The sequence below is a fragment of the uncultured Sphaerotilus sp. genome (assembly GCF_963924895.1).
Taxonomy (GTDB): Bacteria; Pseudomonadota; Gammaproteobacteria; order Burkholderiales; family Burkholderiaceae_C; genus Sphaerotilus.
In genome coordinates this window covers 74,198-99,820 of the sequence record NZ_CAWURG010000014.1, presented here as the reverse complement: position 1 = coordinate 99,820, position 25,623 = coordinate 74,198, and the positions used below count along the sequence as shown (strand labels likewise).

22 protein-coding genes are annotated in these 25,623 nt (G+C 67.2%); 15 read left to right on the top strand and 7 right to left on the bottom strand.

Annotated features, from left to right (window positions below):
* Nucleotides 1-111 precede the first annotated feature (111 nt).
* The 3 genes from AABN02_RS05730 to AABN02_RS05720 all read left to right on the top strand — a co-directional run bounded on the left by AABN02_RS05730 (nt 112) and on the right by AABN02_RS05720 (nt 5,423).
* Entirely contained in the window at nt 112-3,801 is a 3,690-nt protein-coding gene (locus AABN02_RS05730) for a DUF748 domain-containing protein (protein ID WP_338413956.1), read from the top strand.
* Nucleotides 3,802-3,821: 20 nt separating this feature from the next.
* A complete protein-coding gene (locus AABN02_RS05725; protein WP_338413955.1) occupies nt 3,822-4,325 on the top strand; it encodes a hypothetical protein in 504 nt (167 codons plus the stop codon).
* An 81-nt stretch (nt 4,326-4,406) separates the two neighbouring features.
* On the top strand, nt 4,407-5,423 hold the full coding sequence (locus AABN02_RS05720) for an NADP-dependent oxidoreductase (RefSeq protein ID WP_338413954.1): 1,017 nt from the start codon (nt 4,407-4,409) through the stop codon (nt 5,421-5,423).
* A gap of 96 nt (nt 5,424-5,519) precedes the next feature.
* Here AABN02_RS05720 and AABN02_RS05715 read toward each other — a convergent pair whose 3' ends face one another.
* Nucleotides 5,520-5,666: a hypothetical protein gene (locus AABN02_RS05715; RefSeq protein ID WP_338413953.1), complete on the bottom strand. Its 147-nt coding sequence runs from the start codon at nt 5,664-5,666 to the stop codon at nt 5,520-5,522.
* Nucleotides 5,667-6,232: 566 nt separating this feature from the next.
* Between AABN02_RS05715 and AABN02_RS05710 the strand changes: the two genes are divergently transcribed.
* The 3 genes from AABN02_RS05710 (at nt 6,233) to AABN02_RS05700 (ending at nt 8,396) form a co-directional block, all read left to right on the top strand.
* Nucleotides 6,233-6,979, top strand: coding sequence for a TIGR04255 family protein (locus tag AABN02_RS05710; protein ID WP_338413952.1), 747 nt, complete (start codon nt 6,233-6,235; stop codon nt 6,977-6,979).
* A gap of 336 nt (nt 6,980-7,315) precedes the next feature.
* Nucleotides 7,316-7,948 (top strand): hypothetical protein, encoded by a 633-nt coding sequence (locus AABN02_RS05705; RefSeq protein ID WP_338413951.1) that lies wholly within the window; start codon nt 7,316-7,318, stop codon nt 7,946-7,948.
* Between the two features lie 19 nt (nt 7,949-7,967).
* A complete protein-coding gene (locus AABN02_RS05700) occupies nt 7,968-8,396 on the top strand; it encodes a GFA family protein (protein WP_338413950.1) in 429 nt (142 codons plus the stop codon).
* A 20-nt stretch (nt 8,397-8,416) separates the two neighbouring features.
* Here the strand turns inward: AABN02_RS05700 and AABN02_RS05695 are convergent, their stop codons facing one another.
* A complete protein-coding gene (locus AABN02_RS05695; RefSeq protein ID WP_338413949.1) occupies nt 8,417-9,328 on the bottom strand; it encodes a bestrophin family ion channel in 912 nt (303 codons plus the stop codon).
* Nucleotides 9,329-9,522: 194 nt separating this feature from the next.
* Between AABN02_RS05695 and AABN02_RS05690 the strand changes: the two genes are divergently transcribed.
* Entirely contained in the window at nt 9,523-10,491 is a 969-nt protein-coding gene (locus tag AABN02_RS05690; RefSeq protein WP_338413948.1) for a LysR substrate-binding domain-containing protein, read from the top strand.
* Here the strand turns inward: AABN02_RS05690 and AABN02_RS05685 are convergent.
* From AABN02_RS05685 to AABN02_RS05665, 5 genes are all read right to left on the bottom strand, one after another.
* Entirely contained in the window at nt 10,481-11,605 is a 1,125-nt protein-coding gene (locus AABN02_RS05685; protein WP_338413947.1) for a GNAT family N-acetyltransferase, read from the bottom strand. The two genes, AABN02_RS05690 and AABN02_RS05685, sit on opposite strands and share 11 nt — an antisense overlap.
* Nucleotides 11,602-13,566 carry an MFS transporter gene (locus AABN02_RS05680; RefSeq protein WP_338413946.1) on the bottom strand — a complete coding sequence of 655 codons (1,965 nt, stop codon included), beginning with the start codon at nt 13,564-13,566 and terminating at the stop codon, nt 11,602-11,604. Before AABN02_RS05680 ends, AABN02_RS05685 begins: the two co-directional genes overlap by 4 nt.
* Nucleotides 13,567-13,640: 74 nt before the next feature.
* Nucleotides 13,641-14,438: a DUF2145 domain-containing protein gene (locus AABN02_RS05675; protein ID WP_338413945.1), complete on the bottom strand. Its 798-nt coding sequence runs from the start codon at nt 14,436-14,438 to the stop codon at nt 13,641-13,643.
* Entirely contained in the window at nt 14,435-14,866 is a 432-nt protein-coding gene (locus tag AABN02_RS05670) for a hypothetical protein (protein ID WP_338413944.1), read from the bottom strand. The genes AABN02_RS05675 and AABN02_RS05670 overlap by 4 nt, the downstream gene beginning before the upstream one ends.
* Nucleotides 14,867-14,945: 79 nt before the next feature.
* Entirely contained in the window at nt 14,946-15,431 is a 486-nt protein-coding gene (locus tag AABN02_RS05665; RefSeq protein WP_338413943.1) for a YiaA/YiaB family inner membrane protein, read from the bottom strand.
* A gap of 155 nt (nt 15,432-15,586) precedes the next feature.
* Between AABN02_RS05665 and AABN02_RS05660 the strand changes: the two genes are divergently transcribed.
* The 8 genes from AABN02_RS05660 to AABN02_RS05625 all read left to right on the top strand — a co-directional run bounded on the left by AABN02_RS05660 (nt 15,587) and on the right by AABN02_RS05625 (nt 25,614).
* Nucleotides 15,587-16,354 carry a helix-turn-helix transcriptional regulator gene (locus AABN02_RS05660; RefSeq protein ID WP_338413942.1) on the top strand — a complete coding sequence of 256 codons (768 nt, stop codon included), beginning with the start codon at nt 15,587-15,589 and terminating at the stop codon, nt 16,352-16,354.
* A 156-nt stretch (nt 16,355-16,510) separates the two neighbouring features.
* Nucleotides 16,511-17,200, top strand: coding sequence for an aquaporin Z (gene aqpZ, locus AABN02_RS05655; protein WP_338413941.1), 690 nt, complete (start codon nt 16,511-16,513; stop codon nt 17,198-17,200).
* 190 nt (nt 17,201-17,390) lie between these two features.
* Entirely contained in the window at nt 17,391-18,734 is a 1,344-nt protein-coding gene (locus tag AABN02_RS05650; protein ID WP_338414015.1) for a GH1 family beta-glucosidase, read from the top strand.
* A 13-nt stretch (nt 18,735-18,747) separates the two neighbouring features.
* The gene (locus AABN02_RS05645; RefSeq protein ID WP_338413940.1) at nt 18,748-19,986 is read left to right on the top strand and encodes an ABC transporter substrate-binding protein; all 1,239 of its coding nucleotides are present in this window, start codon (nt 18,748-18,750) and stop codon (nt 19,984-19,986) included.
* A gap of 123 nt (nt 19,987-20,109) precedes the next feature.
* Nucleotides 20,110-21,009 carry a sugar ABC transporter permease gene (locus AABN02_RS05640; RefSeq protein ID WP_338413939.1) on the top strand — a complete coding sequence of 300 codons (900 nt, stop codon included), beginning with the start codon at nt 20,110-20,112 and terminating at the stop codon, nt 21,007-21,009.
* Nucleotides 21,010-21,030: 21 nt separating this feature from the next.
* The gene (locus AABN02_RS05635; protein WP_338413938.1) at nt 21,031-21,909 is read left to right on the top strand and encodes a carbohydrate ABC transporter permease; all 879 of its coding nucleotides are present in this window, start codon (nt 21,031-21,033) and stop codon (nt 21,907-21,909) included.
* A gap of 35 nt (nt 21,910-21,944) precedes the next feature.
* Nucleotides 21,945-23,030: an ABC transporter ATP-binding protein gene (locus AABN02_RS05630; protein ID WP_338413937.1), complete on the top strand. Its 1,086-nt coding sequence runs from the start codon at nt 21,945-21,947 to the stop codon at nt 23,028-23,030.
* Nucleotides 23,031-23,055: 25 nt separating this feature from the next.
* Nucleotides 23,056-25,614, top strand: coding sequence for a glycoside hydrolase family 2 protein (locus tag AABN02_RS05625; RefSeq protein ID WP_338413936.1), 2,559 nt, complete (start codon nt 23,056-23,058; stop codon nt 25,612-25,614).
* Nucleotides 25,615-25,623: the final 9 nt, after the last annotated feature.

Sequence of the window (25,623 nt, the reverse complement as noted above, 5' to 3'; positions counted from 1 at the left end):
CTGTGCAAAGCGTGTGACGATTCGTCGCGAATCGTCCCGGACACACCGGCCCTCGTCTGTGCGGTGCCATACATGGCAGACCATTTAATTCACGAGAAAGAAGCAACTGTGTTGACAGGACTGAAGCGATTGGGCTGGGCGGTGCTGGCCGTGCTGGGGCTGCTGGCGCTGGCCTGGGTCGGTGTGCCGCCGCTGCTGAAGTCGCAGATCGAGCAGCACGCCAGCGCCGCACTCGGCCGCCCGGTGACGGTCGGCCGGATCGACTTCAAGCCCTGGACGCTGGAGCTGACCGCCGAACAGTTCGCCATCGGCGCCGCGCCGGGGGCGGCCTCGGCCGAGCCGCTGCTGAAGATCGCCCGGCTCCACGCCGATGCCGACCTGCGCTCGGTGCTGAACCTGGCCCCCGTGCTCACCGCGCTGGAGATCGACCAGCCCGAGCTGCGCCTGACCCGCACCGCCGCCGGCCACTACGACATCGACGACCTGATCGCCCGTTTCAGCCAGCCGGCCCCCGCACAGCCGAACGAGGAACCGGCCCGCTTCGCGCTGCACAACGTGCAGCTGCGGGGCGGCGCGGTGCACTTCACCGACCAGCCGCTGCAGCGCGAACACCGGCTCACCGGCCTGACGCTGGCCGTGCCCTTCCTGTCCAACCTGCCGACGGCGATCGACACCGAGGTGACGTCGCGGCTGGCCTTCCAGCTCGACGGCACCGCCTTCGACTCCGACGCCAAGGCCAAGCCCTTCGCCAGCCAGCACCCGACCCAGGCGCAGTTCAAGCTGAACGGCTTCGATCTCGCGCCCTGGCTCGGCTACTGGCCCGACGCGCTGCCGGTGAAGCTGCAGCGCGGCAAGGTGTCGAGCGAGCTGGCGCTGCACTTCGAGGCGCCCCCGAAGCAGCCGCCCGTCCTGCGCCTGAGCGGCCGCGTGAACGCCGAAGACCTCGCCCTGACCGACCGCGCCGGTGCCGCACTGCTGTCCTGGGGCGCGCTGGACGTGGCGCTGCACGACGTCCAGCCGCTGGCCCGGCAGATCACGCTCGGCGCGGTGACGCTGGACGGCCTGTCGCTCGACGTCACGCGCGACGCCCGCGGGCGGATCAACCTCGTGCAGCTCGGCGACGAGCCGGACGCCGCGGCCAGCACGCCCGCCACCCCCTGGCGCGTCGCGCTGGACGCCATCGCCCTGCAGAACACCCGCGTGCGCTGGCACGACGCCGGCACGCAGCCCGCGGCACAGCTGCTGCTCGACGGCCTGTCGCTCGACACCGGCCCGGTGCACTGGCCGCTCGACCAGCCCGTCACCGTGAAGGCCGCCACCACGCTGCGCGGCACGGCGGACGGCGCGCCCGAGCTGGGCCGCCTGCAGGTGCAGGGGCAGACCGACGACAAGGCCGCGCAGCTCGATCTGCAGCTCGACCAGCTCGCGCTGTCCGCGCTGGCGCCTTACCTGAATCCGGTGCTGCAACCGCGGCTGAGCGGCGCGCTGTCCGCGCAAGGGCAGCTGCGCTGGGCAGCGGCCGCGGGCGACACGCCGATGCAGCTCACGCTCGCGCTGCAGAAGGGCCAGCTCGACACGCTCCGACTCACCGACCCCGCCGCCGCCGCAAATGCCCCGCCGCTGGCCGCCCTCGGCCAATTGCGTGTGGACGACGCCGCCGTCGATGTGGCCGCGCGCACCGTGGTGCTGGGCAAGGTGCAGCTGGTCCAGCCCGACACCCTCGTCGCCCGCGACGCCAAGGGGCAGTGGAACGTGGCGCAGTGGCTCGTGCCCGACACCGCGGCGCCGAAGCCCGCCGCCGCCCCGCCCTGGCAGATCACCCTGAAGGAGCTGCAGCTGCAGAACGGCCACCTGCGCTATGCCGATGCGCAGGCCGGCACCCGCGCAGTCCAGCTCGACATCACCCAGCTCGCCGCCGGGCTGCAGAACGTGCAGCTCCGCGGCGACCACACGCTGGCGCCGCTGCGCTGGCAGCTCAGCGGCAACGTCGCGGGCGAGCTGCCGCGGGCGCGCCCGAGCAAGGTGGCCGCCGCCACACGCACGCTCGACGGCCGCGGCGAACTCGCGCTGCAGCCGCTGCAGGTGCGCGGTGCGCTGCGCATCGACGGATTCCCGGTCCACGCGGTCGAGCCCTACTTCGGCGACGCGCTCGGGCTGGACCTGCGCCGCGCGCTGCTCGGCTACCAGGGCGATCTGGCGCTGCAGGAAGCGCCGGCCGGCTGGACGGTCGCGCTGCGCGGCGACGGGCGGATCGGCGATCTGCAGCTCTACACCCGCCGGCACGCGGCCGGCGGCACCACGGAGGACGCCGACGAGTTGCTGCGCTGGCAGACGCTGACGCTGCAGGGCCTGGACGTGGCGATCAAGCCCTCGCAGCGCCCGCGGGTGCTGGTGCGCGAACTCGCGCTGGACAACTTCTTCTCGAAGCTCGTCATCACCGAGGACGGCCGCTTCAACCTGCAGGACGTCGGGGCCAGCCCGGACGCGGCAGCGTCAGCGCCGGCTGCTGCGGCCTCCGGTGCGGCCCCTGCGGCCAGCGCCGCCGTCGCAGCCGCCAGCGCCAGCACCGATCCGCCGGTCGATCTCACCATCAGCGCCACGCGCATCAGCCGCGGCACGGTCGATTTCACCGACCGCTTCATCCAGCCCAACTACAGCGCCGACCTGAGCGAGCTGCAGGGCACGCTGGGCGAATTCCGCACCGGCAACCGCGACATGGCCACGCTCGCGCTGCGCGGCAAGGTCCAGCGCACCGGCAGCCTGGACATCAGCGGCCAGATCAACCCGACCGCCCAGCCGCTGGCGCTGGACCTGCGCGCCCGTGCCACCGACCTGGAGCTGACGCCGCTGTCGCCCTATGCCGGCAAGTACGCCGGCTACGGCATCGAGCGCGGCAAGCTGAGCATGGACGTGTCCTACCGCATCGCGCCCGACGGCACGCTCGACGCGAAGAACCAGATCGTCATCAACCAGCTCGTCTTCGGCGACCGGGTCGAAAGCCCGAGCGCCACGCAGTTGCCGGTGCTGCTGGCGGTGGCGCTGCTGAAGGACCGCAACGGCGTGATCGACCTGAACATCCCCATCAGCGGCTCGATCAACGACCCGCAGTTCAGCGTCTTCGGGCTGGCGCTGAAGGTGATCGGCAATGTGCTGACCAAGGCGATCACCGCGCCCTTCTCCTTCCTCTCCGGCGGCAGCAGCGACGACCTGAGCGCCGTCACCTTCGAGCCGGGCACCGCCACCCTCACCGCCGAGGGCCGCAGCACCGCCGACAAGGTCGCGCAGGCGCTGACCGACCGGCCAGCCCTGACCCTGACGCTGCACGGCCTGGCCGACGGCCCGACCGAACAGGACGCCTACCGGGCCGCCGCGCTGGAAAAGCGCCTGCTCGCCGCCGCCCAGCGCGAGCGGGCCGAGGCCGGCGAAGCGCCCGAGGCAATGGACGCCCCGCTGTCGGCCGAGGAACGCACGCGCCTGCTCCGGACGCTGGTCCGGCAACTGCCCAAGATGCCGAAGCCGGCGCCGGGCAAGGCCGCGGCATCGGCGCCGGCTGCACCTGCCAAGGCCTCCGGCGAGCCGACCGACGCCGAACTAACGGCGACGCTGGCCGCCGCCATGCCCGTGTCCGCCGACGTCTGGCGCGAACTGGCCGCGCAACGCGGCGAAGCGGTGCGCGATGCGCTGCTGGCGCGGCAGCTGTCGAACGAGCGGATCTTCCTCGGCGCGCCGAAGGTGGGCCGCAGCGAAAGCGACGCCGCGGCGTGGAAGCCCTCGGCCGCGATGACGCTGTCGGCCAAGTGAACGAACGGGAACGGATCTCCATGCCCCCCTTGATCGACCTGCTCACCCGCCCGCTGCGCTGGCTGTTCCAGTGGCTGATCGCCCTGATCGTCCTGTTCGAGGAATGGGGCTGGGAGCCGCTGGCCCGCCTGCTGGCGCAACTGGCGCAGCTGCCGCTGATCGGCTGGCTGGAGCGCCGCGTCGCGCGGCTGCCGCCCGCGCTGGCGCTGGTGGTGTTCCTCGCGCCGGGGCTGATGCTGCTGCCCGTCAAGCTCGCCGCGCTGGCGCTGGTCTCGCGCGGTCACGTCGTTGTCGGCATCTCCGTGATCGTGCTGGCCAAGCTGCTCGGCACCGCGCTGGTGGCCCGGATCTTCCAGCTCACGCAGCCGGCGCTGATGCAGCTGGCGTGGTTCGCGCGGCTGCACGGGCGGTGGAGCGTGTGGAAAGAGGCCGCGCTGGCGCGGGTGCGGGCGTCGCGGACCTGGCGGATTGGGCGGTGGTTTCGGCGCGGGGTGGTCCGGCGCATCCAGCGCTGGCGGGCATAGACCGGCTCGGGTGTTGTCGATATGCTGGCCCACGGCGTGACACCGACGTTGCGCTGAACCCCCTGGAAAGCGCGTCACCCCATGCAGACACTTCTCAATCGGCAGGTACTGCTGAAGGCGCGTCCTTCGGGCATTCCGCAGGCCGAACACTTCGAGATCGTCGAGACCCCGGTGCCGGCGCCGAACGAGGGTCAGATCGTCGTTCGCAACCAGTACCTCGCCGTCGAACCCGCGATGCGCGGCTGGGTCAGCAACGTCGGCAACTACGCCGAGCCGGTCCCGCTCGGCGGTGTCATGCGCGCCTTCACGGTGGGTCGGGTGGTGGCCTCGCGCAGTCCTGGGTGCGCGGTGGGCGACGTCGTGACCGGGATGTTTGGCTGGCAGGACCATGCCGTGGTGGACGGATCGATGGTCCAGCGCCGGATCACCGATCTGGAACTCCCGATCTCGACCGCACTCGGCGTGCTCGGACTGAACGGACTCACGGCCTACTTCGCCCTGCTCGACCTGGGTCAACCCAAAGCCGGCGAGACCGTGGTGGTGTCGACCGCGGCCGGCGCGGTCGGATCCTGCGTGGGCCAGATCGCGAAGCTCAAGGGTTGCCGAACGGTCGGCATTGCTGGTGGCGCGCAGAAGACCGCGCTGTGTCTGTCCGAATTCGGGTATGACCACGCGATCGACTACCGGGCGGATCAGCTCGAAGAGCGGTTGGCCGAGGCCTGCCCGAACGGGATCGATGTCTACTTCGACAACACCGCCGGCGCCATCAGCGACGCCGTGCTCAAGCACCTGGCGGTCGGCGCCCGCGTGATCATCTGCGGGACCGCGTCCATTGCCTCATGGAACCCGCCGCCCCTGGGTCCGAGAGTGGAACGGCACCTGCTCGTGAAGCGGGCACGGATGCAGGGCTTCCTGATTTTCGACTTCGCCGATCGCTACCCGGAAGGCCTGCGCGCGCTGACCGACTGGGTGAAAGCCGGACAGATCCATTACCGCGAAGACATCCTGGACGGCATCGAGCACGCCCCGGACGCCATCGCGGGCCTGTACCGGGGCGAGAACCTCGGCAAGCGCCTGATCCGCATTGCGGCGGACTGAGCAGCCGCGCCTACTTCACCACCAGCGCCGTCAGCTCGAACCCCGAGGTCTCGACCCGCGTCTTCACCCGCACCGTGTTGTAGCCCTTGTTCAACGTCACCGCGATCGGCGTGTGCCGGTCGTGCCGGCGTCGGTGCTCTGGTGGACGGTGCTGCTGCTGCCGTCACCGCCGCCGCATCCGGCCAGCATCGAGGCGGCGACTGCCGCCAGAACGGCAGGAGTCGCGAATGGAGTCTTCAACATGGGGCGCTGCCTTCGGTAGACAGGAAACTGCTTGGCAGGCGCTTGATGCGCCGGAAATGATAATTTCAGGAGCGGATGTCAGCGCGACCGTTGCGATCCGTCAGGGCTGGGCGCAAAAAAGACAGGGGCGCTGCGGGGTTGGTCGGGGCCGTGGCGTAGGTGTGGGATGTGGGTATTCGGTGGGGGGAAATCGGGTGCGTGCTGACAGATGGGCTGCATCTTGCCGCAGCGCTCGGCTCAGGTGGAGGTCAGGGCCGGTTTCGAGAAGTGCCCCAGAGCGACCTCTGACAGGTGTAGACCTGAAACGGTAGTTTCGCTATGCTGGATCATCGCGCAAGGGCTCAACCAGTTGCACCAGCAATGGAAAGTATTAGGTTATTAATAGGAATCAGTAAGGTCGTGCAGTTTTAACGATAAGGCCACACAAAACAATCAAGCGACTACACCACCAATGATTGATGCCGATATCAGGGTGAATTTCTAGTGGTTGATTTTCTTTTCCTGCACACCTCAGACACTTAGTCGATGTCTTCAGCGCCCAAACAGCAACTCAACTATTTACCCAAATGAACAACTCAAAGTTACCAAAAAGACTAACCAAAGAACCGATCATTGATGCAATTTTCGAAATCAGATTCGACTCCAGCACCCCTATAGCAAGCGTATTACCAGGTTTGTTTTTTTCAGAACTTAAAGACATAAAAGGATTCGAGCGCCTCCCCCAAGCCGAAATTCCAGAAAAACTCAGAAAAGACGACCCATTGTTGCAATATTTACCAATAATAAAATTAAATTGGATGGACTACAATATATTAATTGGAGATAGAAATTTAGCGATCGCAGCAAACCTGCCGTACAAGGGATGGAACAATTTCAAAGAGGCAATTAAGAAAATTTTATCTATTGTAAAAAAATCAAATCTAATACAAAAAATAGAGCGGTATTCAACGAAATATATAGATATTGTAGAGAACGATGCAGAAACTACGTCAAAAGCGGCAAATATCATCATAAAAATGGGGCCGAAAGATATGCTTGATAGCCAATTTCATCTAAAAACAGAATACCTAGAAAGGGAATTCATAAATGTCGTGCAAATTATATCCAACGCAACAATAACCCTGCCAAATGGATCAACAAAAACAGGACTTATAATTGACATCGACACAATTAGAATTGGCTTTGATTTATTAAGTGCAGAAAGCCAACTACTGGAAAAATCTCTAGACGACATTCACCTTGTAAGCAAAGAAACCTTCTTTAACTCTTTGACAGTTGATGGAATATCCAACCTAGGGCCAGTTTATGAGTAATATCAAGTACAAAGGAACATCCCAAACAATTCAGACCGCGATAATTTCCGGTCTCATACTAGCCTCAATTTCCCCACATGACATTGAATCACTAGATAAAATTGACGCCAAAATCTACCACACATCACTAAATCGCTTAAGCAATAATGCAAGATATGACTATCTACCATTATCTGGAATAAAAAACTCTCAAAATCCATCAATTCACGATGCATCCAATCACTTCATAAGTGAAATCTCTGAATTTTACTCATCCTTGACAACGAAGCAGGAGCGACTTGGAGAGGAATTTGAAAAAATACTTTTTAAAAATCTTTGGGATTTATACGATTAACCATGAGTTCAATAATAAATGACATAAAAGATCATCTTCCATTGTATTTAACAATGTCCGCAAAAGACGGAATGTTAAAAGCATTAAAAGATGATTTTCCAAATAAAATTAATTACTATACAGACCAGCGCAAAGACGATTTTCTACAAGGTGATGGCTGGGGCAATCTTGATGTTTTGCGCATCAGTGATTCAAATAATCTTGAAAGAAAAAGCACCAAAGGTATAATATTAAGCAATAGTTGCGACATTAGTACAGAAAATAAGCGCCAGATTCCACCAAAATATGTATTTGCCCCAATAATTAAACTAAGCAGATACAAAGCACAACTTCAAAAAGATAATGCTGAATTTAATTCAATAGAAGCAAAAATTGAATCCATAAAAAAACAACAAGTCACCTCCATTTTTTACCTCCCTGAAGGAGGTCCACTAGAAGAAGACTACATAGCCATCCTAGACGATCTCCACAGCGTAACTTTAAATTCAGATGGGATGTCAGGGAAGACAAAATTTTTCACACTCAGTCAGATCGGATTTTTTATGTTCCTATTTAAATTATCAATTCATTTCTGCAGATTTCATGAAAATGTTTTTCGTGACGGAATAGTTACCGAGACACAAATCCAAACATAAATACGCCTAGGCAAAATTAGTGTCAACTCGCCTCGGAAAATGCCTCTGCGGCTCCGTCCGCTTCCGCCTCTCGGCTGAACCGGTCGCGACCAGAATCTGCTGGTGCCGCGACTGCCAGCATCTGGCGGCAAACGGCACGGTCAATATCCTGGTGCCGACCGCGGCACTCGACATTGACGGCCCGACCAGCGAATACACCAGCACCGCCGACAGCGGCAACACGATGCGGCGCCGGTTCTGCCCGACCTGCGGCTCGTCGCTGTTCGCCAACTCGTCCGCACGCCCGCAATTCACCGTCGTGCGCGTGGGCGCGCTGGACGATCCCTCGTCCGTCAAGCCGACGATGAACATCTGGACCAGCAGCGCGCCGACGTGGGCCTGTCTGGATGCAACACTGGAGCAGGTCGAGAAGCAGCCCGTGCCGCCGCCGAGCGCCAAGCCCGCCTGACGCACCGGCCCGCCCCCGCATCAGCGCAGCACAAACTCCCCATCCGGCACCGGCAAGGCCGCTGGCACCTCCCCCAGCAGCTCCCGCAGGCTGGCGTCGATGCCGGCGACCATCGCGTCGAGCGCCAGGTCGTTGGGCATCGTGCCGAAGGGCTGCTCGATCTCCTCGCTGAAGGCTTCCAGCGCGAAGAAGGTGTAGGAGACAAACGCCACCACCAGCGGCGTCATCAGCCCGATGGAATCGACCAGCCCGAAGGGCAGCAGCAGGCAATAGGAATAGACGCTGCGGTGCAGGATCACCGAATACGTGAACGGCAGCGGCGTGCTGGCGATGCGCTCGCAGCCGCCGAGCGCGGCGGTCAGCAGGTCGAGCGACTGCTCCAGCTTGACGGCCAGATCGGGCTGGAGCTGGCCGCGCTCGCGCCAGTCGCGCAGCTGCCCGCCCAGCCACAGCGCCACCGCCATCGGCACCAGCCGCACCCGCGTCACCCGCGCCAGCACCTCCGGCGGCAGCAGCCCGACCAGCCCGGTGTCCGGCGCCTGCCCGCGCAGCTGGTTGCGCATCGCCGCGGCGAACGCGCTCAGGCCGAGCACGAAGGGCCGCGTCTCGCAGTCGCGCGTGGTCAGCGTCAGCGCCTGGCGCGCCAGGTTGCGCGCCTCGACCAGCACGGCGCCCCAGAGCTTGCGGCCCTCCCAGTAGCGGTCGTAACTCGCGTTGATGCGAAAGCCGAGGAACAGCGCCAGCGACACGCCCATCAGCGAGAACGGACTCGCCGTGAGCGTCACCTTCCACTGGAAGAGATAACCATGCGCCAGCGCCACCAGCAGCGCGAAGCCGACGGTGAAGAGCTGCTGCGTCAGGATCTGCCGCACCATCGACCCCCGCCGCACGAACAGCAGGTGCACCCAGTGCGGCCGCGGTCGGATGATCATGCCGCGGCGACCGGCATCCAGCGGCCGCGCAGGGCAGGAAGAAGGAAGCGGCGGTCGTGGAACATGTCGGCGCAGCAGCAGGGGCTGGAGAAAGTGGAGACAACCCGGCACTCTAGGCAGCCCGGTCGCCGCCGACAAACGAGCACTTATGATCCGACGGTTAAGTTCTGCTTACCCGTCCTGACCCAGCCCCGATGCGCGACCGCCTCCCTCCCCTGCCCCTGTTCCGCACCTTCGAGGCCGCCGCCCGCCACCTCAGCTTCAAGAAGGCCGCCGACGAGCTGTGCGTCACGCCCGCGGCGGTGAGCCAGCAGATCAAGGCGCTGGAGACGCACCTGGGCGTGCCGCTGTTCCTGCGGCTGACGCGGGCGCTGCGGCTGAGCGAACAGGGGGCGGCGATGCTGCCCTCGGTGCAGGCGGCGTTCGGGTGTCTGGACGAGGCGGTGCGCCGGGCCGGCGTGGTGCAGACCGGCGGGCGGCTCACGGTGGTGGCGCCGCCCTCCTTCGCCAGCCACTGGCTGGTGCCGCGCCTGCCGACGTTCCACGCCGCCCACCCCGAGATCGAGCTGCACCTGGCCAGCCGCGCCGACACGGTGGACCCGGGGGGTGAAGCCGCCGTGCTCGCGGCGCTGGACCGCCCGCCGGGCGACGAGGGCTGCGCGATGGCGATCGTCTACGGCGCGGGGCACCACGCCGGCTGCCGGGTGGACGCGCTGCTCGCGCCGGAGCTGGTGCCCGTGTGCGCACCGGGTCTCGCGACCGCCGCCCGGCCGCTGCACACCCCGGCCGATCTGTGCCGGCAGGTGCTGATCCACAGCGACATCTACGGCAGCACCGGCCGCAGCGGGCAGCCCTGGGGCTGGCCGCAGTGGCTGCAGGCGGCGGGGGTGGACACGCCGGTGGCGACGCCGGGGCGGCATTTCTCCGACGCGATGCTGGCGATCGAGGCGGCGCTGGCCGGCCAGGGCGTGGCGCTGGCGGCGCGGCCGATGGTGGCGCCGAGTCTGGCGGCGGGCACGCTGGTGGCGCCGTTTCCGGTGGCGATCCGCTCGCCGTACACCTACTGGCTGGTGGCGCGGGCGGATGTGGCACGCCGGCCGGCGGCAGTGGCATTCCGGCAGTGGGTCGTGGCGCAGGTGGCGCTGGACGCCGTCAGCCCCTGAACTTGCTGCCTAGCCCCTTCAGCAGCGCGATCGGCCCGAGCCGGGACTGCAGGTTCCACACCGACAGGCGCCGCGTCAGGCTGCGGCCGTCGTACCAGTCCAGCACCGACGCGCTGGCGCCCTCGGGCTCGCGCACGCTGACCAGCGTCGAGGCCTCGGCCGTGGATTCGAAGGCCTGCTGCAGCGCCTCGACGGTGAGCAGCAGGCTCGGCGTGATGTCGGCGTGGGCGGGGTCGTAGCAGGCGTGGCGCTCGATCCAGGTGTCGCCACAGCGCAGGCGGATCAGGCCGGCCAGCTCACCGCCGTCACTGGCGAGCAGCCACACCGCCGCATCGCCGCGCCGGGCCAGCACCGGCAGCCACGCGCGGTAGAAGGCGGCGCGGCGCGGGTCGCTGCCGATGGTCACGCCGCCGCCGGCCTGCACCAGCGCCTGCTCCAGCGCGAGGTAACGCTCCAGCGCCTCCACGATGTCGTCCGGCCCCTGCGCCACCACCCTGCAGGCGCCGGGCTGCTCCAGCTGCAGCCGCTGCTGCATGCGTGCCCACTGCGCCTGCACCGCGTCGCGGCGGGTGGCGACGTGCAGCTCCCAGTCCCCGTCCAGCCGCTGGTACGGTGCCTCGATGTCGGGCAGCGACTCGCTGGAGAACCCCCGCCCCGGCCGCTGCAGCTCGCGCAGCGGCCAGCCGCCGGAGACCAGCTCGCGCAGGTCGAGCACCTGCCACTCCGAGCGCAGCGCGACCAGTTCCTGCCAGAGCACGCTCCAGACGCGGTCCGCATCCTCCAGCGCCAGCAGGCCGGGCTGGTCCCCCTCCCAGATACCGATGTGGCGCAGCACCTGCATCGTCATGCCGTAGTGGCGCTCCGGCACCCGCACCAGCGGCAGCACGCCCACCAGCCGCTCCGCGGCGTCGTGCACGGCCATCACCCACAGTGCGTGCCCCGGCTCGGCCAGGTGCTGCCACGCGTGGTGGACATAGCCCCAGGTCACGTACAGCCCGTACTCCACCGCCTGGTCCTCCAGCGACTCCCACGCCGACCGCAGCGCCAGCAAGGCGGACTCGTCACGCACGAGGGTGACGGACAGGGCGGCGGCGCGGGACTCGGGCAGGTTCATGGCGTGGAGGAACGGGAGACGGGCATGGGGACAGGATCAGGACGCTGGCCGCCAGTGTGCAACAGCGTGCCTACAGCGGACTGAAGCCGCTCCGGCGTGACCAGCGCCGCGGGGATGGCGGGGCCGGCGATCACCTCGACCCGGCTGAACAGCCCGCGCCGCAGCGGCCGGGCCATCGCGCGCCCGCCCTCGATGCGCGAGAAGGTCGAGCCCCACAAATTGACCAGCGCCACCGGCACGACCGGCGCGGGCTGGCGCTCCAGGATCTTCATGATCCCGCCCTTGAAGGGCTGCAGCGTGCCGTCGCGGGTGATGCCGCCTTCCGGGAAGATGCCGAGCAGATCGCCCTCGGCGAGCACCTTCGCCGCCTCGGCAAACGCGCGTTCGTAGACCACCGGGTCCTCCGCCTGCGGCGCCACCGGGATGGCCTTGACCAGCCGGAACAGCGCGCCCAGCAGCGGCGTGGCGAAGATGCGGTGGTCCATGATGAAGCGGATCGGCCGCGGGCTGGCCGCAGCCAGCACGATCGCGTCGACGAAGCTGACGTGGTTGGCCGCAATGATGGCGGCACCTTCGGTCGGGATGTTGGCGTCGCCGGTCAGCTTCAGGCGGTAGACGAAGCGCGTCAGCATGAAGGCCAGGAAGCGCAGCAGGTACTCCGGCACCAGCAGGAAGATGTAGCCGGCCACCAGCGCATTGGCCAGCCCGGTCGCGAGGAAGACCTGCGGGATCGTGGCACCGGCACCGAGCAGCGCACCGGCGATCACCGAGCTGGCAATCATGAACAGCGCGTTGAGGATGTTGTTGGCGGCGATGATGCGGGCGCGGTGGCTCTTCGGGGCGCGCAGCTGGATCAGCGCGTACATCGGCACGCTGTAGAGCCCCGCCGAGCCGGCCAGCAGCGCCAGATCCAGCATCACGCGCCAGTGCGCCGGCTGCGCGAGGAAGGTGCCGAGCGTGTACGACGCGGCGCCCTGCGGCAGCGCGAGGCCGGTCGCGGCGAAGTACAGGTCGACCGAGAACACCGTCATCCCGATGGCGCCCAGCGGCACGAGGCCGATCTCGACATGCCGCTTCGACAGCACCTCGCACAGCAGCGAGCCCGTGCCGATGCCGATCGAGAACACCACCAGCAGCAGCGAGGCGACCTGCTCGTTGCCGTGCAGCACCTCCTTGGCGAAGGCGGGGAACTGGCTCAGGAAGACCGCGCCGAAGAACCACATCCACGAGATGCCCAGCAGCGAGCGGAAGACGACGATGTTGCCGTGCGCGAGCTTCAGGTTGCGCCAGGTCTCGGTGAAGGGGTTGGGGTTGATCTTCAGCGTCGGATCGGTGGCCGGCGTCGGCGGCACGAACTGCACGACCACCCGCCCCAGCAGCGCCAGCGCCACGCAGCCGATCGCCACCGCCTGCGCCCCGCCCTCGGCCATGCCGATCAGCAGACCGCCCACGACGTTGCCGAGCAGGATGGCGACAAACGTGCCCATCTCCACCATGCCGTTGCCGCCGGTGATCTCGCGCTCGCCGAGGTGCTGCGGCAGGTAGGCGAACTTGACAGGGCCGAACAGCGTCGAGTGCAGCCCCATCAGGAAGACGCAGCCCAGCAGCGTCACGACCCGCACGTTCACCGCGTCCTGCACGAAGGCCCAGGCCGCCAGCCCCATGATGCCGATCTCCAGCGACTTGACGAAACGCATCAGCAGCGCCTTGTCGAGCTTGTCGGCGAGCTGCCCGCTGGTGGCCGAGAACAGCAGGAAGGGCAGGATGAACAGCGCCCCGATCGCCAGCCCCGCCAGCGAGGGCGGCAACCATTCGACCTGCAGCTGGTAGGTCACCAGCACCGTGAAGGCGAACTTGAACAGGTTGTCGTTGGCGGCGCCGAGGAACTGGGTCCAGAAGAACGGTGCAAAGCGGCGTTGGCCGAGCAGCGCGAACTGGCTGGTCTGGTCGGGGTGACTCATCGGGAGCGGTCCTCGTCAGGCGCAGCGCACAGGGGTCGGCGCCGCGGGAACACTGTAGTGCAAGCAGTGCGGGATCAGCGCACGGTCTGTGGCGCACCGGCCAGTCCCGCGCGCTGCAGGAAGGCGAACACCGAATCGACGGTGACGGTGTCGATGCGGTCGGTGAAGCGCCGGGCGGTCGGGTGGTCGTCGAAGGCGACGTTGGCGCTGCCGACGCGGGCGCCCAGGCGCTGGCCGGCGCTGAGGTTGAGCGTGGTCGGCTGGTAGCCCTTGAACTGCAGCCAGGCCTGGGCGCGGGGGCGGTCGCAGGCACTCGGCTCCACCGCGCAGGCCAGCGTCTCCAGCGCCCACTGGTTGCTCTGCTGGTAACGCTGCGCCCACGGGTAGGCGACCATGCTGTAGGGCTTGTGGTGCAGCGCGGCGGCGCGGGTGTTGTCCTGCAGCAGCGGGCGCAGCGCGTCCTGCACGGCCGGGGTCGGGATCACCAGCCCGGCCTCGAAGTCATAGAGGTCGTCGCTGAAGAACTCGGCCAGCCCCTGCCGGTACAGCGCCGACTCGGCCGTGCCGCACTGGTTGAGCTTGTGCACGATGCGCCAGGCCTTGGCGCTGTCGTCGCGGTAGACATAACCGAGGTGCGAGTAGCGCACGCCGTAGCGGTCGAGGTTCTGGCCGCGGCGGGCGATGACGGCCACTTTGGCGCCGCTGCTGTCGAGCCAGCGCGCGGTCTTCACGGCCAGGTCGAGCGCGCTGCGGATCTGCTCGGGGGACGGCGGTTTCTGCTCGCAGTTCCGGCCAGCATGGGCGGCCGGTGAGGTCAGCGCCAGCGGCAGCAGCAGCGCCCAGGGGGCCAGGCGCACGGCGGTGGTGTTCATCGCGTCATCCGTTCGTTGTAGATCAGCGAGGCACCGATCTCGTTGGGGATGAAACACAGCGCCTTGCCCGCGGCCGACAGGATCCAGCCGGTGCTCAGCGCCATGACCACCACCGTGGTGCCCGCCGTCACCGAGAGCGCCTCGGCGCCCGCTGCGCTCAGCGTCAGCGCGACGCTGGCGCCGGTCGCCGCCTGCGTCACCACCCAGACCAGACCGGCGGCAGCCACTTCCACGCTGGCCACCGTCACCACGGCCCCGGCGGTCAGCACCGACGCAGCCGGCGCCGCCGAGATCGCCAGCGGCACGCCCAGCGACAGGGCCGAGAGCGCGCTGGCTTCCGAGCCATCCCGGTGCGCCCAGGCCTGCGTCGGGGCGATCACGACGCTGGCGGCCAGCGCCAGCGCGAGGAGCTTCTTCATCGTCTTCATGGAGTTCACCTTGTTCAAGCTTCATGCAGAAGGAATCGCCACCAGGAATCGTCATCCTCGCGAATGCGAGGACCCACGATCACGCCTCGTCGCGGGCTTCGCGGCGGCCCTGCAGGCGCGCTTCCAGCACATCGGCCTCGTAGGCATCACGCAGCGTCTTGGCCAGCGTGAACACCGAAGAGATGAGGAACAGCCAACTCACCGCGAGGTAGGCCTTCCACACCGGCTGCACGTCCATGCGCCACAGGCCCCACGCCGTCAGGCCCATCGCCAGGAAGAAACCGCCCCAGACCACGTAACGCCAGCCCGGGGTGTCGTTGCGGCGCTTGTCGTTGTCGCGGATGAACTTGGACAGGCCGAAGGCCGAGGTCAGGCAGAACAGGTAGCCCATCACCATGAACGCGCGGTCCAGGTCCTGCCCCGGCAGCCAGGCCAGGCCGGTTGCGCACAGCGTCACCGCCAGACCGAAAGAGATCCAGACCTGCAGGCGCCAGGCGCGGGTATCGCGGCGCACCAGGCTGGACGAAGCGGCCGAGAACGACGGGGTGGAAACATCGGGGATCATGGCGGAACACCTTTCGGCTGGCAGTGCGTGGAACACGGAATGGATACTCGGGCAGAGCATCCCAGGGTGCAACCATAGGCAACGCAATATCGGCCAATGCCTCGATGAGTATCATTTGGCGATACCAGTTCGCAGCCCGAGGGCACATCCACACCATGAGCACCACCGCCGACCTGATCCGCGTCCTCAAGGCCGAGCTGAAGTCCGCCGGCATCACCTACGCCGCGCTGGCCGCGCAGCTCGACATGGCCGAGTCCAGCGTCAAGCGCATGTTCGCGCAGGGGGACATGCCGCTGTCGCGCATCGACGCCATCTGCAGCGTGCTGCGCACCGACTTCGCCGAGCTGGCGCGGCGCGTGGCGGAGGACACGCCGCCCCGCATCGAGCTGACCCCGGAGCAGGAGCGCGCCGTGGTCGCCGACCGCAAGCTGCTGCTGGCGGCGATCTGCTGCCTGAGCCAGTGGACCTTCGAGCAGGTGCTGGGCGGCTACGGCTACACCGAGGCCGAACTGACGGGCTACTTCGTGCAGCTCGACCGGCTCGGCATCATCGAGCTGAGGCCGCACAACCGCTACCGGCTGAAGGTGGCCAAGACCTTCCGCTGGCGGCCGCACGGGCCGGTGATGCAGTTCTTCCGCGCCGAGGTGGTGCCGGACTACTTCCGCGGCGGCTTCGACGGCGAAGGCGAGCAGCTCATGCTCGTGCACGGCGAGATCAACACCCGCGTCGCCCAGGTCTTCAATGAACGCCTGGCGCGCATCGCCGGCGACTTCGCGCAGCAGCACCTGGCCGACCAGCGCCTGCCCGACGACCAGAAGCGGCCCTACACGCTGGTGATCGGCATGCGCTCCTGGCTGTTCGGGCCGTTTCGCAACCTGCGCCGCGAAGCGGGCGGCGCGCCGCAGAGCTTGTCAGCGCCTTAAAGGAGGGGCCAATTTTCTCCAAATTGTCCAGATTTGCTGATCAAAGACGACAGTAAACAGCTTGAAACTGGCTGAACAAGTCTTTTGACCAGTAGACCATCTCCTGTCAGCTGCCTAAGCTGGACCACTCCTGTTCAACCAAAAGAGGAGATCCCCATGAAAGCTTACGGCGCAGAATTTCTCGGAACCTTCTGGCTGGTGCTCGGCGGCTGCGGCAGCGCGGTGCTGGCCGCGGCCTTCCCCGGTGTCGGCATCGGCCTGCACGGCGTGTCGCTCGCCTTCGGCCTGACGGTGCTGACGATGGCGTTTGCCATCGGCCACATCAGCGGCTGCCACCTCAACCCGGCGGTCTCGATCGGCCTGTGGGCGGGCGGGCGCTTTCCGGCGGGCAAACTGCTGCCCTACATCGTGTCGCAGGTGCTCGGCGCCATCGCGGCCGGCGCGGTGCTCTACACCATCGCCAGCGGCGCGGCCGGCTTCGACGTGGCCAAGGGCTTCGCGTCCAACGGCTACGGCGCGCACTCGCCGGGCGGCTACTCGATGCTGGCCGCGGTGGTCACCGAAGTCGTGATGACGGCCTTCTTCCTGATCGTCATCCTGGGCGCCACCGACCGCCGCGCCCCGGCCGGCTTCGCGCCCATCGCCATCGGTCTGGCGCTGACGCTGATCCACCTCATCAGCATCCCGGTGACCAACACCTCGGTCAACCCGGCGCGCTCGACTGGCGTGGCGCTGTTCGTCGGCGGCTGGGCGGTGGAGCAGCTGTGGGTGTTCTGGGTCGCCCCGATCGCGGGCGCCCTGCTGGGTGCCGGCCTGTACCGCCTGATTGGCGACGACGACCGCTGAGCTGATCCTGAAGGTCCACTGCGGGGATTCCCGATGAATCGGGTTTCCCCTCTCCTGACTACGTACTGACACCGCGAAACTGACAGTTCGTTGGAACCGGTTCCAACGGTCCCAGTTTCCGGAGTCTCCCTTGTCCGATCACGACCAGAGCCCGCTGTCCCACCGCATTGCCCCGCCGCCCGGATCGGCGATGGCGCAGCCCGAATTTCTGTGGGGCGCGGCAACGGCGTCGTACCAGATCGAGGGCGCCATCGACGCCGATGGCCGCCTGCCCAGCATCTGGGACACCTTCTCCGCCATCCCCGGCAAGACCCTGGGAGGCGACACCGGCGAGCAGGCCTGCGAACACCACGCGCGCTGGGCCGACGACGTCGACCTGATCGCCGACCTGGGCGTCGACGCCTACCGCCTGTCGATCGCCTGGCCGCGCGTCATGCACGCCGACGGCACGCCGAACCAGGAAGGCCTCGGTTTCTACCGCCGCCTGCTGGCACGGCTCGGCGCCCACGGCATCCAGCGCTACGTCACCCTCTACCACTGGGACCTGCCGCAGCACCTCGAGGACCGCGGCGGCTGGCTCAACCGCGACACCGCCTACCGTTTCGCCGAGTACGCCGCGCTGGTCGTGCGCGAACTGAACGGGCTGGTCGAAGGCTGGATGACGCTGAACGAGCCCTGGTGCTCGGCCTTCCTCGGCTACGGCAACGGCCACCACGCGCCGGGTCTGGCCGATCCGCGCTATGCGACGCAGGCCATGCACCACCTGCTGCTCGGCCACGGGCTGGCGCTGCAGGCGATCCGCGAGATCGACCCGGGCACGCCCGCCGGCATCGTCGCCAACATCGGCCGCGGCACCTCCGACAGCGCCGACCCGGCCGACCAGGAAGCCGCCCGCCTCTACGAACTCCAGCACAACGACTGGGTGCTGCAGCCGCTGCTGGCCGGCAGCTATCCCGCGGACCTGTGGGACCAGCTCTGGCCCGGCAGCGCGCCGCTGGTGCTGCCCGGCGACATGGACCTCATCCGCCAGCCGATGGACTTCCTCGGCATCAACTATTACTTCCGCAGCAACCTGCACAGCGACGGCGCGCACGGCTTCGCCGATGTGCCGCTGGCCGATGTCGAGCGCACGCAGATGGGCTGGGAGGTCTACCCGCAAGGCCTGGAAGACCTGCTGCGCCGCTTCAAGTCGGTCTATCCGAATCTGCCGCCCATCTACATCACCGAAAACGGCATGGCCAGCGATGACCGCGTCGAGGGTGGACGCATCGACGACACCCAGCGCCAGTCCTACCTGAAGCGCCACTTCGCCGCGGTCAGCCGCGCGATGGACGCGGGCGTCGAGGTGCGTGGGTACTTCGTGTGGTCGCTGATGGACAACTTCGAGTGGGCCTTTGGCTACGAGCGCCGCTTCGGGCTGGTCCACGTCGACTACGGGACCCAGGTGCGCACGCTGAAAGACAGCGCCCTCGCCTTCCGTTCCTTTCTTCAACAGCGTCGGGCGACCGCTACCCAAGCCGCCCTTACAACCTGAGGAGACAAGAGCGATGACGATGACCATGAACATCCGCATGAAGCAAGTGGCCGTGGCCGCGCTGATCAGCTTCGGTGCCATCGGCGCCGCGCAGGCCCAGAAGGCCGAAGTCATCCACTGGTGGACCTCCGGCGGTGAAGCCGCGGCCATCAAGGAATTCGCCACGGCCTACACCAAGGGCGGCGGCACCTGGGTCGACACCCCCATCGCCGGCGGTGGCGGCGCCCAGGCCCGCACCGTGATGGCCAACCGCACCATGGGTGGTGATCCCCCGACCGCTGCCCAGTACAACTACGGCAAGCAGTACGAAGAGATCATCAAGGAAGGCCTGCTGAACAACCTCGACGACGTCGCGGCCAAGGGCAACTGGGACAAGCTGCTGCCCGAGAAGATCAAGAACGCCGTGAAGGTCGGCGGCCACTACTACGCCGTGCCGGTCAACCTGCACAACGAGAACTGGGTCTGGTTCAACAAGGCCGTGCTGGCCAAGGCCGGCGCCAAGGAGCCGACCAACATGGACGAGATGTTCGCGGCCATGGACAAGGTCAAGGCCGCTGGCGGCGTGACCCCGCTGGCGCTGGGCGGCCAGGGCTGGCAGGAAGGCATCACCTTCCGCGGCGTGCTGCTGGCCGTGGGTGGCCAGGACCTGTACCTGAAGACCTTCAAGGACAAGGACGCGACCACCCCGCAATTCCGCAAGACGGTCGAGACCTTCAAGAAGCTCAAGGGCTATGTGGACGCCGGCTCCCCGGGCCGTGACTGGAACCTGGCCACCGGCATGGTGATCGACGGCAAGGCCGCCTTCCAGATGATGGGCGACTGGGCCAAGGGCGAGTTCGTCAACGCCGGCAAGACGGCGGGCAAGGAATACGGCTGCTTCATGGCCGGCGGCCCGAAGATGGCGTATGCCATCGGCGGCGACGTGTTCGTGTTCCCGAAGTCCAAGTCGAAGGAGTCTGATGCGGCCCAGAAGAAACTGGCCGAGATGATGATCTCGCCAGCGATGCAGGTGGCCTTCAACAACAAGAAGGGCTCCATCCCGATCCGCACCGACGTCGACACCAGCAAGATGGACATCTGCGCGCAAGCCGGCGTCCAGGCCGTCAAGGAAGGCCGTCTGCTGCAGAGCGACAACGAACTCCTGAGCCCCGATGCCAAGGGTGCCTTCGAGGACGCCGTCAGCAAGTTCTGGAACTCCGACCAGTCGGTCGACGACGCCATCAAGTCGATGAGCGCAGCGCTCAAGCGCTGATGTTCCCCGCGCGGGGCTGGTCCTGACCGGCTCCGCGCTCCGCTTTTCCCTTTCGCGTGCAATCGATTCCGGCAGGCCCCCCGCCTGCCGGGTCGGGCTGCTGCATGACCAGCGAGAACCGCCATGGCGCGCTCCGCACGACCCAAACGCCTGAACCTGGCCCTGCACGCGGCCCTGCTGCCGCTGGCCATCACCGCCCTGCTGGCCTATGTGGGCTCGGTGCTCTGGAGCATCCGGATCTCGCTGTCCTCGTCCAAGCTCTTCCCGCGCGACGACTGGGTCGGCCTGGACCAGTTCCAGCGCCTGTTCGAGACCGACCGCTGGACCGTCTCCATTCAGCACCTGGGCGTGCTCGCCGTGGTCTACATCGTCGGCGTGATGGTGCTCGGCACGCTGATGGCGATCTTCATCGACCAGCAGGTCAAGGCAGAGAGCTGGTTCCGCACCATCTTCCTCTACCCCTACGCGATGAGTTTCGTGGTCACGGGCCTGATCTGGCAGTGGCTGTTCAACCCCTCGCTGGGCCTGCAGAACGCCTTCCGCCTGATGGGCTGGGAGAGCTTCACGCTCGACTGGACGGTGCGCACGGACATGGTGCTCTACGCCGTCGGTCTGGCCATGGTCTGGCAGGGCAGTGGCACGACGATGGCCATCCTGCTGGCGGCGCTGCGCGGCGTGGACGAGGAGCAGTGGAAGGCGGCGCGCCTGGAAGGTGTGTCCAAGCCGCGCTACTACCTGAGCGTCGTGCTGCCGCAGCTGGGCCCCGCCTTCGCGACCGCCTTCGTGCTGCTGTCCGTGGCGCTGGTGCGCACCTTCGACGTGGTGATCGTGATGACCAGCGGCGGCCCCGGTGACGCCAGCGAAGTGCCGGCCAAGTTCATCATCGACCACCTCTTCGGCCGCAACAACATCGCGCTGGCCTCGGCCGCGTCCGTGGTGATGCTGGTCACCGTGTTCACCGTGCTCGCGCCGCTGCTGTACTGGCGCTCCAAGGTCCAGGCCCGTCAGAACGCCGGCCACTGAGAGACTGAGAGAGTTACCGACATGCGCACTGCCATTCGTCCGCGCCGGCCGCTGGTCACCCCCGCCCGCATCGGCATCTACGCCTTCCTGCTGACCACCTCGGCCTTTTTCCTGCTGCCGCTCTACGTGATGGTGGTGACCTCGCTGAAGTCGGCCGACGAGGTGCGGCAGGCCGTGCTGTTCGCCTGGCCGGCCTCGCCGCAGTTCGGCAACTGGTCGGAAGCCTGGTCCAAGGCCTGCATCGCGCTGGCCTGCGAGGGCATCCAGGGCGGCTTCTGGAACTCGGTGCGGCTGGTCGTGCCCGCGACGATTCTGTCCGTGTTCCTCGGCGCGCTCAACGGCTACGCGCTGAGCTTCTGGCGCTCGCGCTGGGGCGACCTGCTGTTCGGGATCATGCTGCTGGGTGCCTTCGTGCCCTTCCAGGTGATGATCTATCCGCTGGTGGCGTGGTTCCGGCTGGGTGGCTTCTACAACACCTACTGGGCCATCCTGCTGGTGCACTGCATCTTCGGCATGCCGGTGCTGACCCTCCTGTTCCGCAACTACTACGTCGCCGTGCCGAACGAGCTGTTCAAGGCTGCGCGCATCGACGGCGGCGGCTTCTGGCGCATCTTCTTCCAGCTCATGCTGCCGATGGGCACGCCCATGCTGATCGTGGCGACCATCCTGCAGGTCACTGGCATCTGGAACGACTACCTGTTCGGCCTGATCTTCGCCGGCAAGGACAACTACCCGATGACGGTGCAGCTCAACAACCTGGTCAACACCACCTTCGGCGTGCGCCGCTACCACATCGACATGGCCGCCACGATCCTCACCTCGCTCGTGCCGCTGGCGGTGTACTTCTTCTCGGGCCGCTGGTTCGTGCGTGGCATCGCTGCCGGCGCCGTCAAGGGCTGATTCCTTTCATCTGCAGACTCTGACGAGACCCCACCATGGCCAGCGTCCACATCGAGAACCTCGACATCGTCCTCGGCGGCAACACCATCCTGAAGGGCATGAACCTCGACGTCGCCGACGGCGAGTTCCTGGTGCTGCTCGGCCCCTCGGGCTGCGGCAAGTCCACGCTGCTGCACACCATTGCCGGCTTCAATGACGTCGCCGAAGGCAGCATCCGCATCGGCGACCGAGACGTCACCTGGGCCGACCCCAAGGACCGCGAGATCGGCATGGTCTTCCAGTCCTATGCGCTCTACCCGACGATGAACGTCGAGCGCAACATGTCCTTCGGGCTGCGCGTGGCGCGGGTGCCGGCGGCCGAGATCGACAGGCGCGTGGCCAAGGCGGCCGAGATGCTGCACCTGACGGAGCTGCTCAAGCGCCGCCCGGCGCAGCTCTCCGGCGGCCAGCGCCAGCGGGTCGCCATCGGCCGCGCGGTGGTGCGTGACGCCAAGGTCTACCTCTTCGACGAGCCGCTGTCCAACCTCGACGCCAAGCTGCGCGCCGAGCTGCGCCGCGAGCTGAAGCAGCTGCACCAGCAGCTCGGCGCGACGATGGTCTACGTCACCCACGACCAGGTCGAGGCCATGACGCTGGCCGACCGCATCGCGGTGATGAAGCTCGGCGTGATCCAGCAGATCGGCACGCCGGACGAGATCTACGCCCGCCCGGTGAACCTCTTCGTCGCCGGCTTCCTCGGCTCGCCGACGATGAACACGCTGCGTGGCAAGCTGGTCGCGCGCGCAGGCGGCACCACCTTCTCCGGCGCGGCCCTGAGCACCGACGTGTCGGCCTATCCGTTTGCCACACCCGCCACCGATGGCCGCGAAGTGGTGCTGGGCGTGCGGCCGGAGCAGGTCCGCCTGGCGCACGAGGTCGGCGCCGCCACGCCGCACACCGGCAAGCTCACGCTGATCGAGCCGCTCGGTCCGCAGAAGATCGTCTGGTTCACGGTCGGCGACGTACTGCTGAGCGCCATCGCCGACGACCAGTGGCAGGGCACGGTCGGTCACACCATCGCCTTCGGTTTCGACCTGCCCCGCGCCTCCATGTTCGACGCCAAGAGCGAAGCCCGCCTCTGAGCCGACGCCCCAGACAGGACACACCATGGCCCGCCCCCTGCTTCAGCAGCCCCTGCACGAGGGCTGGCGGTTTCGTGCGGCCGATCCTCGGCTGGGCGACACCGAACAGTTCACCGCCACCGACGGCTGGCACGCCGCCACGGTCCCCGGCACCGTCTACCAGGACCTGATCGACAGCGGCGCCATTCCAGACCCGCTCGTCGGGCGCCAGGAAGCCGCCGTGCAGTGGGTCGCCGAGCGGGACTGGTGCTACCGGCTGGACTTCGAGGTCGGCGCCGATGCGCTGCGCGCGCGTGTGGCGCTGGTGTGCGAGGGTCTGGACACCTTCGCCCGGCTCTGGCTGGACGGCCAGCCGCTGGCCGAGAGCGACAACATGTTCGTGCCGCTGCGCACGGACCTCACCGACCGGCTGCCGCACGCCGGGCCGAGCCGGCACACGCTGTGGATCCGCTTCGACAGCGCGCTGCGCCGCGGGCGCGCCCTCGAAGCGCACCACGGCGCCCGCCCGCTGTGGAACGGCGACCCGAGCCGGCTCTACGTCCGCAAGGCGCCCTACCACTACGGCTGGGACTGGGGCCCGACGCTGCTGACCTGCGGGCCGTGGAAGGCGATCCGGCTGGAGTCGGCCGACCTGCGCATCGCCGAACTCGCCAGCCCGGTGACGCTCGGCGACGACCTGGCCCACGCCCGCGTCGACTTGCACACCCGGCTCGACGGCGACCTGTCCGGCCACGTCACGCTGGAGCACACGCTGCTGGACCACGCCGGCACGCCGGTCGCCACGCACCGCAGCCCCGCCACCGCGCAGCACACCGCGGCGCTGTCGGTGGAAGCGCCGCAGCTCTGGTGGCCTGCGGGCCACGGCGCGCAGCCGCTCTACACACTGCACACCCGGCTGGTCCGCGCCGACGGCACCGTGGTCGATGCCCAGCAGCGCCGCCTCGGCCTGCGCCGGCTGCGGCTGGTGCAGGCGCCGGTGGCGGGCGAGGCGGGACGCAGCTTCGTGTTCGAGGTCAACGGCGTCGAGGTCTTCTGCGGCGGCGCGAACTGGATTCCCGACGACAACCTGCTCAACCGCATCACCCCGGCGCGTTACCGCGAGCGGGTGCAGCAGGCGGTGGACGCACACCTCGTGATGCTGCGCGTCTGGGGCGGCGGGATCTACGAGGACGACGCGTTCTATGACGCCTGCGACGCGCTCGGCGTGCTGGTGTGGCAGGACTTCGTGTTCGCCTGTGGCCTGTACCCGGCGCACCCGGCGTTTGTCGCCAGCGTCGAGGCCGAGGCGCGTGCCGCCATCACCCGGCTGCGCCACCGCGCGAGTCTGGCGCTCTGGTGCGGCAACAACGAGGACTACATGCTCGCCGAGGCGGTCGGCGCCTACGGACCGGGCGGCGATCTCTCGCGTTTCGAGGCGCGGGCGATTTATGAACAGGTGCTGCCGACGCTGTGCCACGCGCTCGACCCGGGCCGCCCGTACTGGCCCGGCAGTCCCTACACCGCCAGCACGGGGGCGGAAGCGACCGTGGCCGGCAGCAGCGTGCGTCCGTCGCAAGATCCCACCGTCGGCGACCGCCACAGCTGGGAGGTCTGGCACCAGCTCATGCTCCCGTACCAGCGCTACGGCGAGGTCGGCGCGCGCTTTGTCAGCGAGTTCGGGATGCAGTCGCATCCGTCAATGGCGGTGCTGGAACAAGCCATTCCCGCCGCCGAGCGTTTCCCCGGCAGCCGCACGCTGCAGTGGCACAACAAGGCGTTCTCCCCGGTCGGCGCGGACGGCCACCGCCGGCTGGCCGTCTACCGCGCCGACACGCTGCGCCACCCGGACACGCTGGCCGCCGAGGTCTACGCCACGCAGTTCGTGCAGGCCGAGGCGCTGCGCCACGCCTACGAAGCCTTCCGCCGCCGCTGGCAGACCGCTGGCGCGCGGGGCTGCGGCGGCGCGCTGGTCTGGCAGCTCAACGACTGCTGGCCGGTGACCAGCTGGGCCATCGTGGACAGCGCCGGCACGCCCAAGCCGGCCTGGTACGCCATCCGCCGAGCGATGGCGCCGCTGGCCTGCGGCGTCCGGCGTGGGGCGTCGGGCGTGGCGGCCTGGGCGATGCACGCGGGGGTGCAACCACTGACCGTGCAGGCGCGCTGGCAGTTGCACACGATCGACGGCGACACGGTCGACGACGCCACCACCGCAGCAACGCTGCTCGCCAATGCCACCACCGAGCTGGCGCCACCGCCGTCGTGGTCGGCCGAGCCGGGCCGGCCGCTGATCGCCTCGCTCCAGCTCACCGCCGACAACGGCACTGCCCGCGCCCACGCCTGGCCCGAGCCGTTCCGCTGGCACCGATTCCCCGACCCGGGGCTGCAGATCGCCACCGACGCGGACGGCACCGTCACCGTGCAGGCGACGCGGCCGGCCAAGGGCGTCTGGCTGGAACTGCCCGGTGTGCCGGGGGCGCGGTTCGAGGACAACTTCCTAGATCTGCTGCCCGGCGAGCCGCAGCGCCTGCGGGTGACGGGGGCAGCGGGTGCCGCCGATGGGATCATCGCGACCTGTCTCAATACTCTGCAGGACCCTCCGGGGTGACCTGCCCCC

What these genes read in the sequence shown, in the direction of transcription:
- AABN02_RS05725 (WP_338413955.1), top strand. Translation starts at nt 3,822, where the DNA reads ATGCCCCCCTTGATCGACCTGCTCACCCGCCCGCTGCGCTGGCTGTTC.
- AABN02_RS05720 (WP_338413954.1), top strand. Translation starts at nt 4,407, where the DNA reads ATGCAGACACTTCTCAATCGGCAGGTACTGCTGAAGGCGCGTCCTTCG.
- AABN02_RS05715 (WP_338413953.1), bottom strand. Translation starts at nt 5,666, where the DNA reads ATGTTGAAGACTCCATTCGCGACTCCTGCCGTTCTGGCGGCAGTCGCC.
- AABN02_RS05710 (WP_338413952.1), top strand. Translation starts at nt 6,233, where the DNA reads ATGAACAACTCAAAGTTACCAAAAAGACTAACCAAAGAACCGATCATT.
- AABN02_RS05705 (WP_338413951.1), top strand. Translation starts at nt 7,316, where the DNA reads ATGAGTTCAATAATAAATGACATAAAAGATCATCTTCCATTGTATTTA.
- AABN02_RS05695 (WP_338413949.1), bottom strand. Translation starts at nt 9,328, where the DNA reads ATGATCATCCGACCGCGGCCGCACTGGGTGCACCTGCTGTTCGTGCGG.
- AABN02_RS05690 (WP_338413948.1), top strand. Translation starts at nt 9,523, where the DNA reads ATGCGCGACCGCCTCCCTCCCCTGCCCCTGTTCCGCACCTTCGAGGCC.
- AABN02_RS05685 (WP_338413947.1), bottom strand. Translation starts at nt 11,605, where the DNA reads ATGAACCTGCCCGAGTCCCGCGCCGCCGCCCTGTCCGTCACCCTCGTG.
- AABN02_RS05680 (WP_338413946.1), bottom strand. Translation starts at nt 13,566, where the DNA reads ATGAGTCACCCCGACCAGACCAGCCAGTTCGCGCTGCTCGGCCAACGC.
- AABN02_RS05675 (WP_338413945.1), bottom strand. Translation starts at nt 14,438, where the DNA reads ATGAACACCACCGCCGTGCGCCTGGCCCCCTGGGCGCTGCTGCTGCCG.
- AABN02_RS05670 (WP_338413944.1), bottom strand. Translation starts at nt 14,866, where the DNA reads ATGAAGACGATGAAGAAGCTCCTCGCGCTGGCGCTGGCCGCCAGCGTC.
- AABN02_RS05665 (WP_338413943.1), bottom strand. Translation starts at nt 15,431, where the DNA reads ATGATCCCCGATGTTTCCACCCCGTCGTTCTCGGCCGCTTCGTCCAGC.
- AABN02_RS05660 (WP_338413942.1), top strand. Translation starts at nt 15,587, where the DNA reads ATGAGCACCACCGCCGACCTGATCCGCGTCCTCAAGGCCGAGCTGAAG.
- aqpZ (WP_338413941.1), top strand. Translation starts at nt 16,511, where the DNA reads ATGAAAGCTTACGGCGCAGAATTTCTCGGAACCTTCTGGCTGGTGCTC.
- AABN02_RS05650 (WP_338414015.1), top strand. Translation starts at nt 17,391, where the DNA reads ATGGCGCAGCCCGAATTTCTGTGGGGCGCGGCAACGGCGTCGTACCAG.
- AABN02_RS05645 (WP_338413940.1), top strand. Translation starts at nt 18,748, where the DNA reads ATGACGATGACCATGAACATCCGCATGAAGCAAGTGGCCGTGGCCGCG.
- AABN02_RS05640 (WP_338413939.1), top strand. Translation starts at nt 20,110, where the DNA reads ATGGCGCGCTCCGCACGACCCAAACGCCTGAACCTGGCCCTGCACGCG.
- AABN02_RS05635 (WP_338413938.1), top strand. Translation starts at nt 21,031, where the DNA reads ATGCGCACTGCCATTCGTCCGCGCCGGCCGCTGGTCACCCCCGCCCGC.
- AABN02_RS05630 (WP_338413937.1), top strand. Translation starts at nt 21,945, where the DNA reads ATGGCCAGCGTCCACATCGAGAACCTCGACATCGTCCTCGGCGGCAAC.
- AABN02_RS05625 (WP_338413936.1), top strand. Translation starts at nt 23,056, where the DNA reads ATGGCCCGCCCCCTGCTTCAGCAGCCCCTGCACGAGGGCTGGCGGTTT.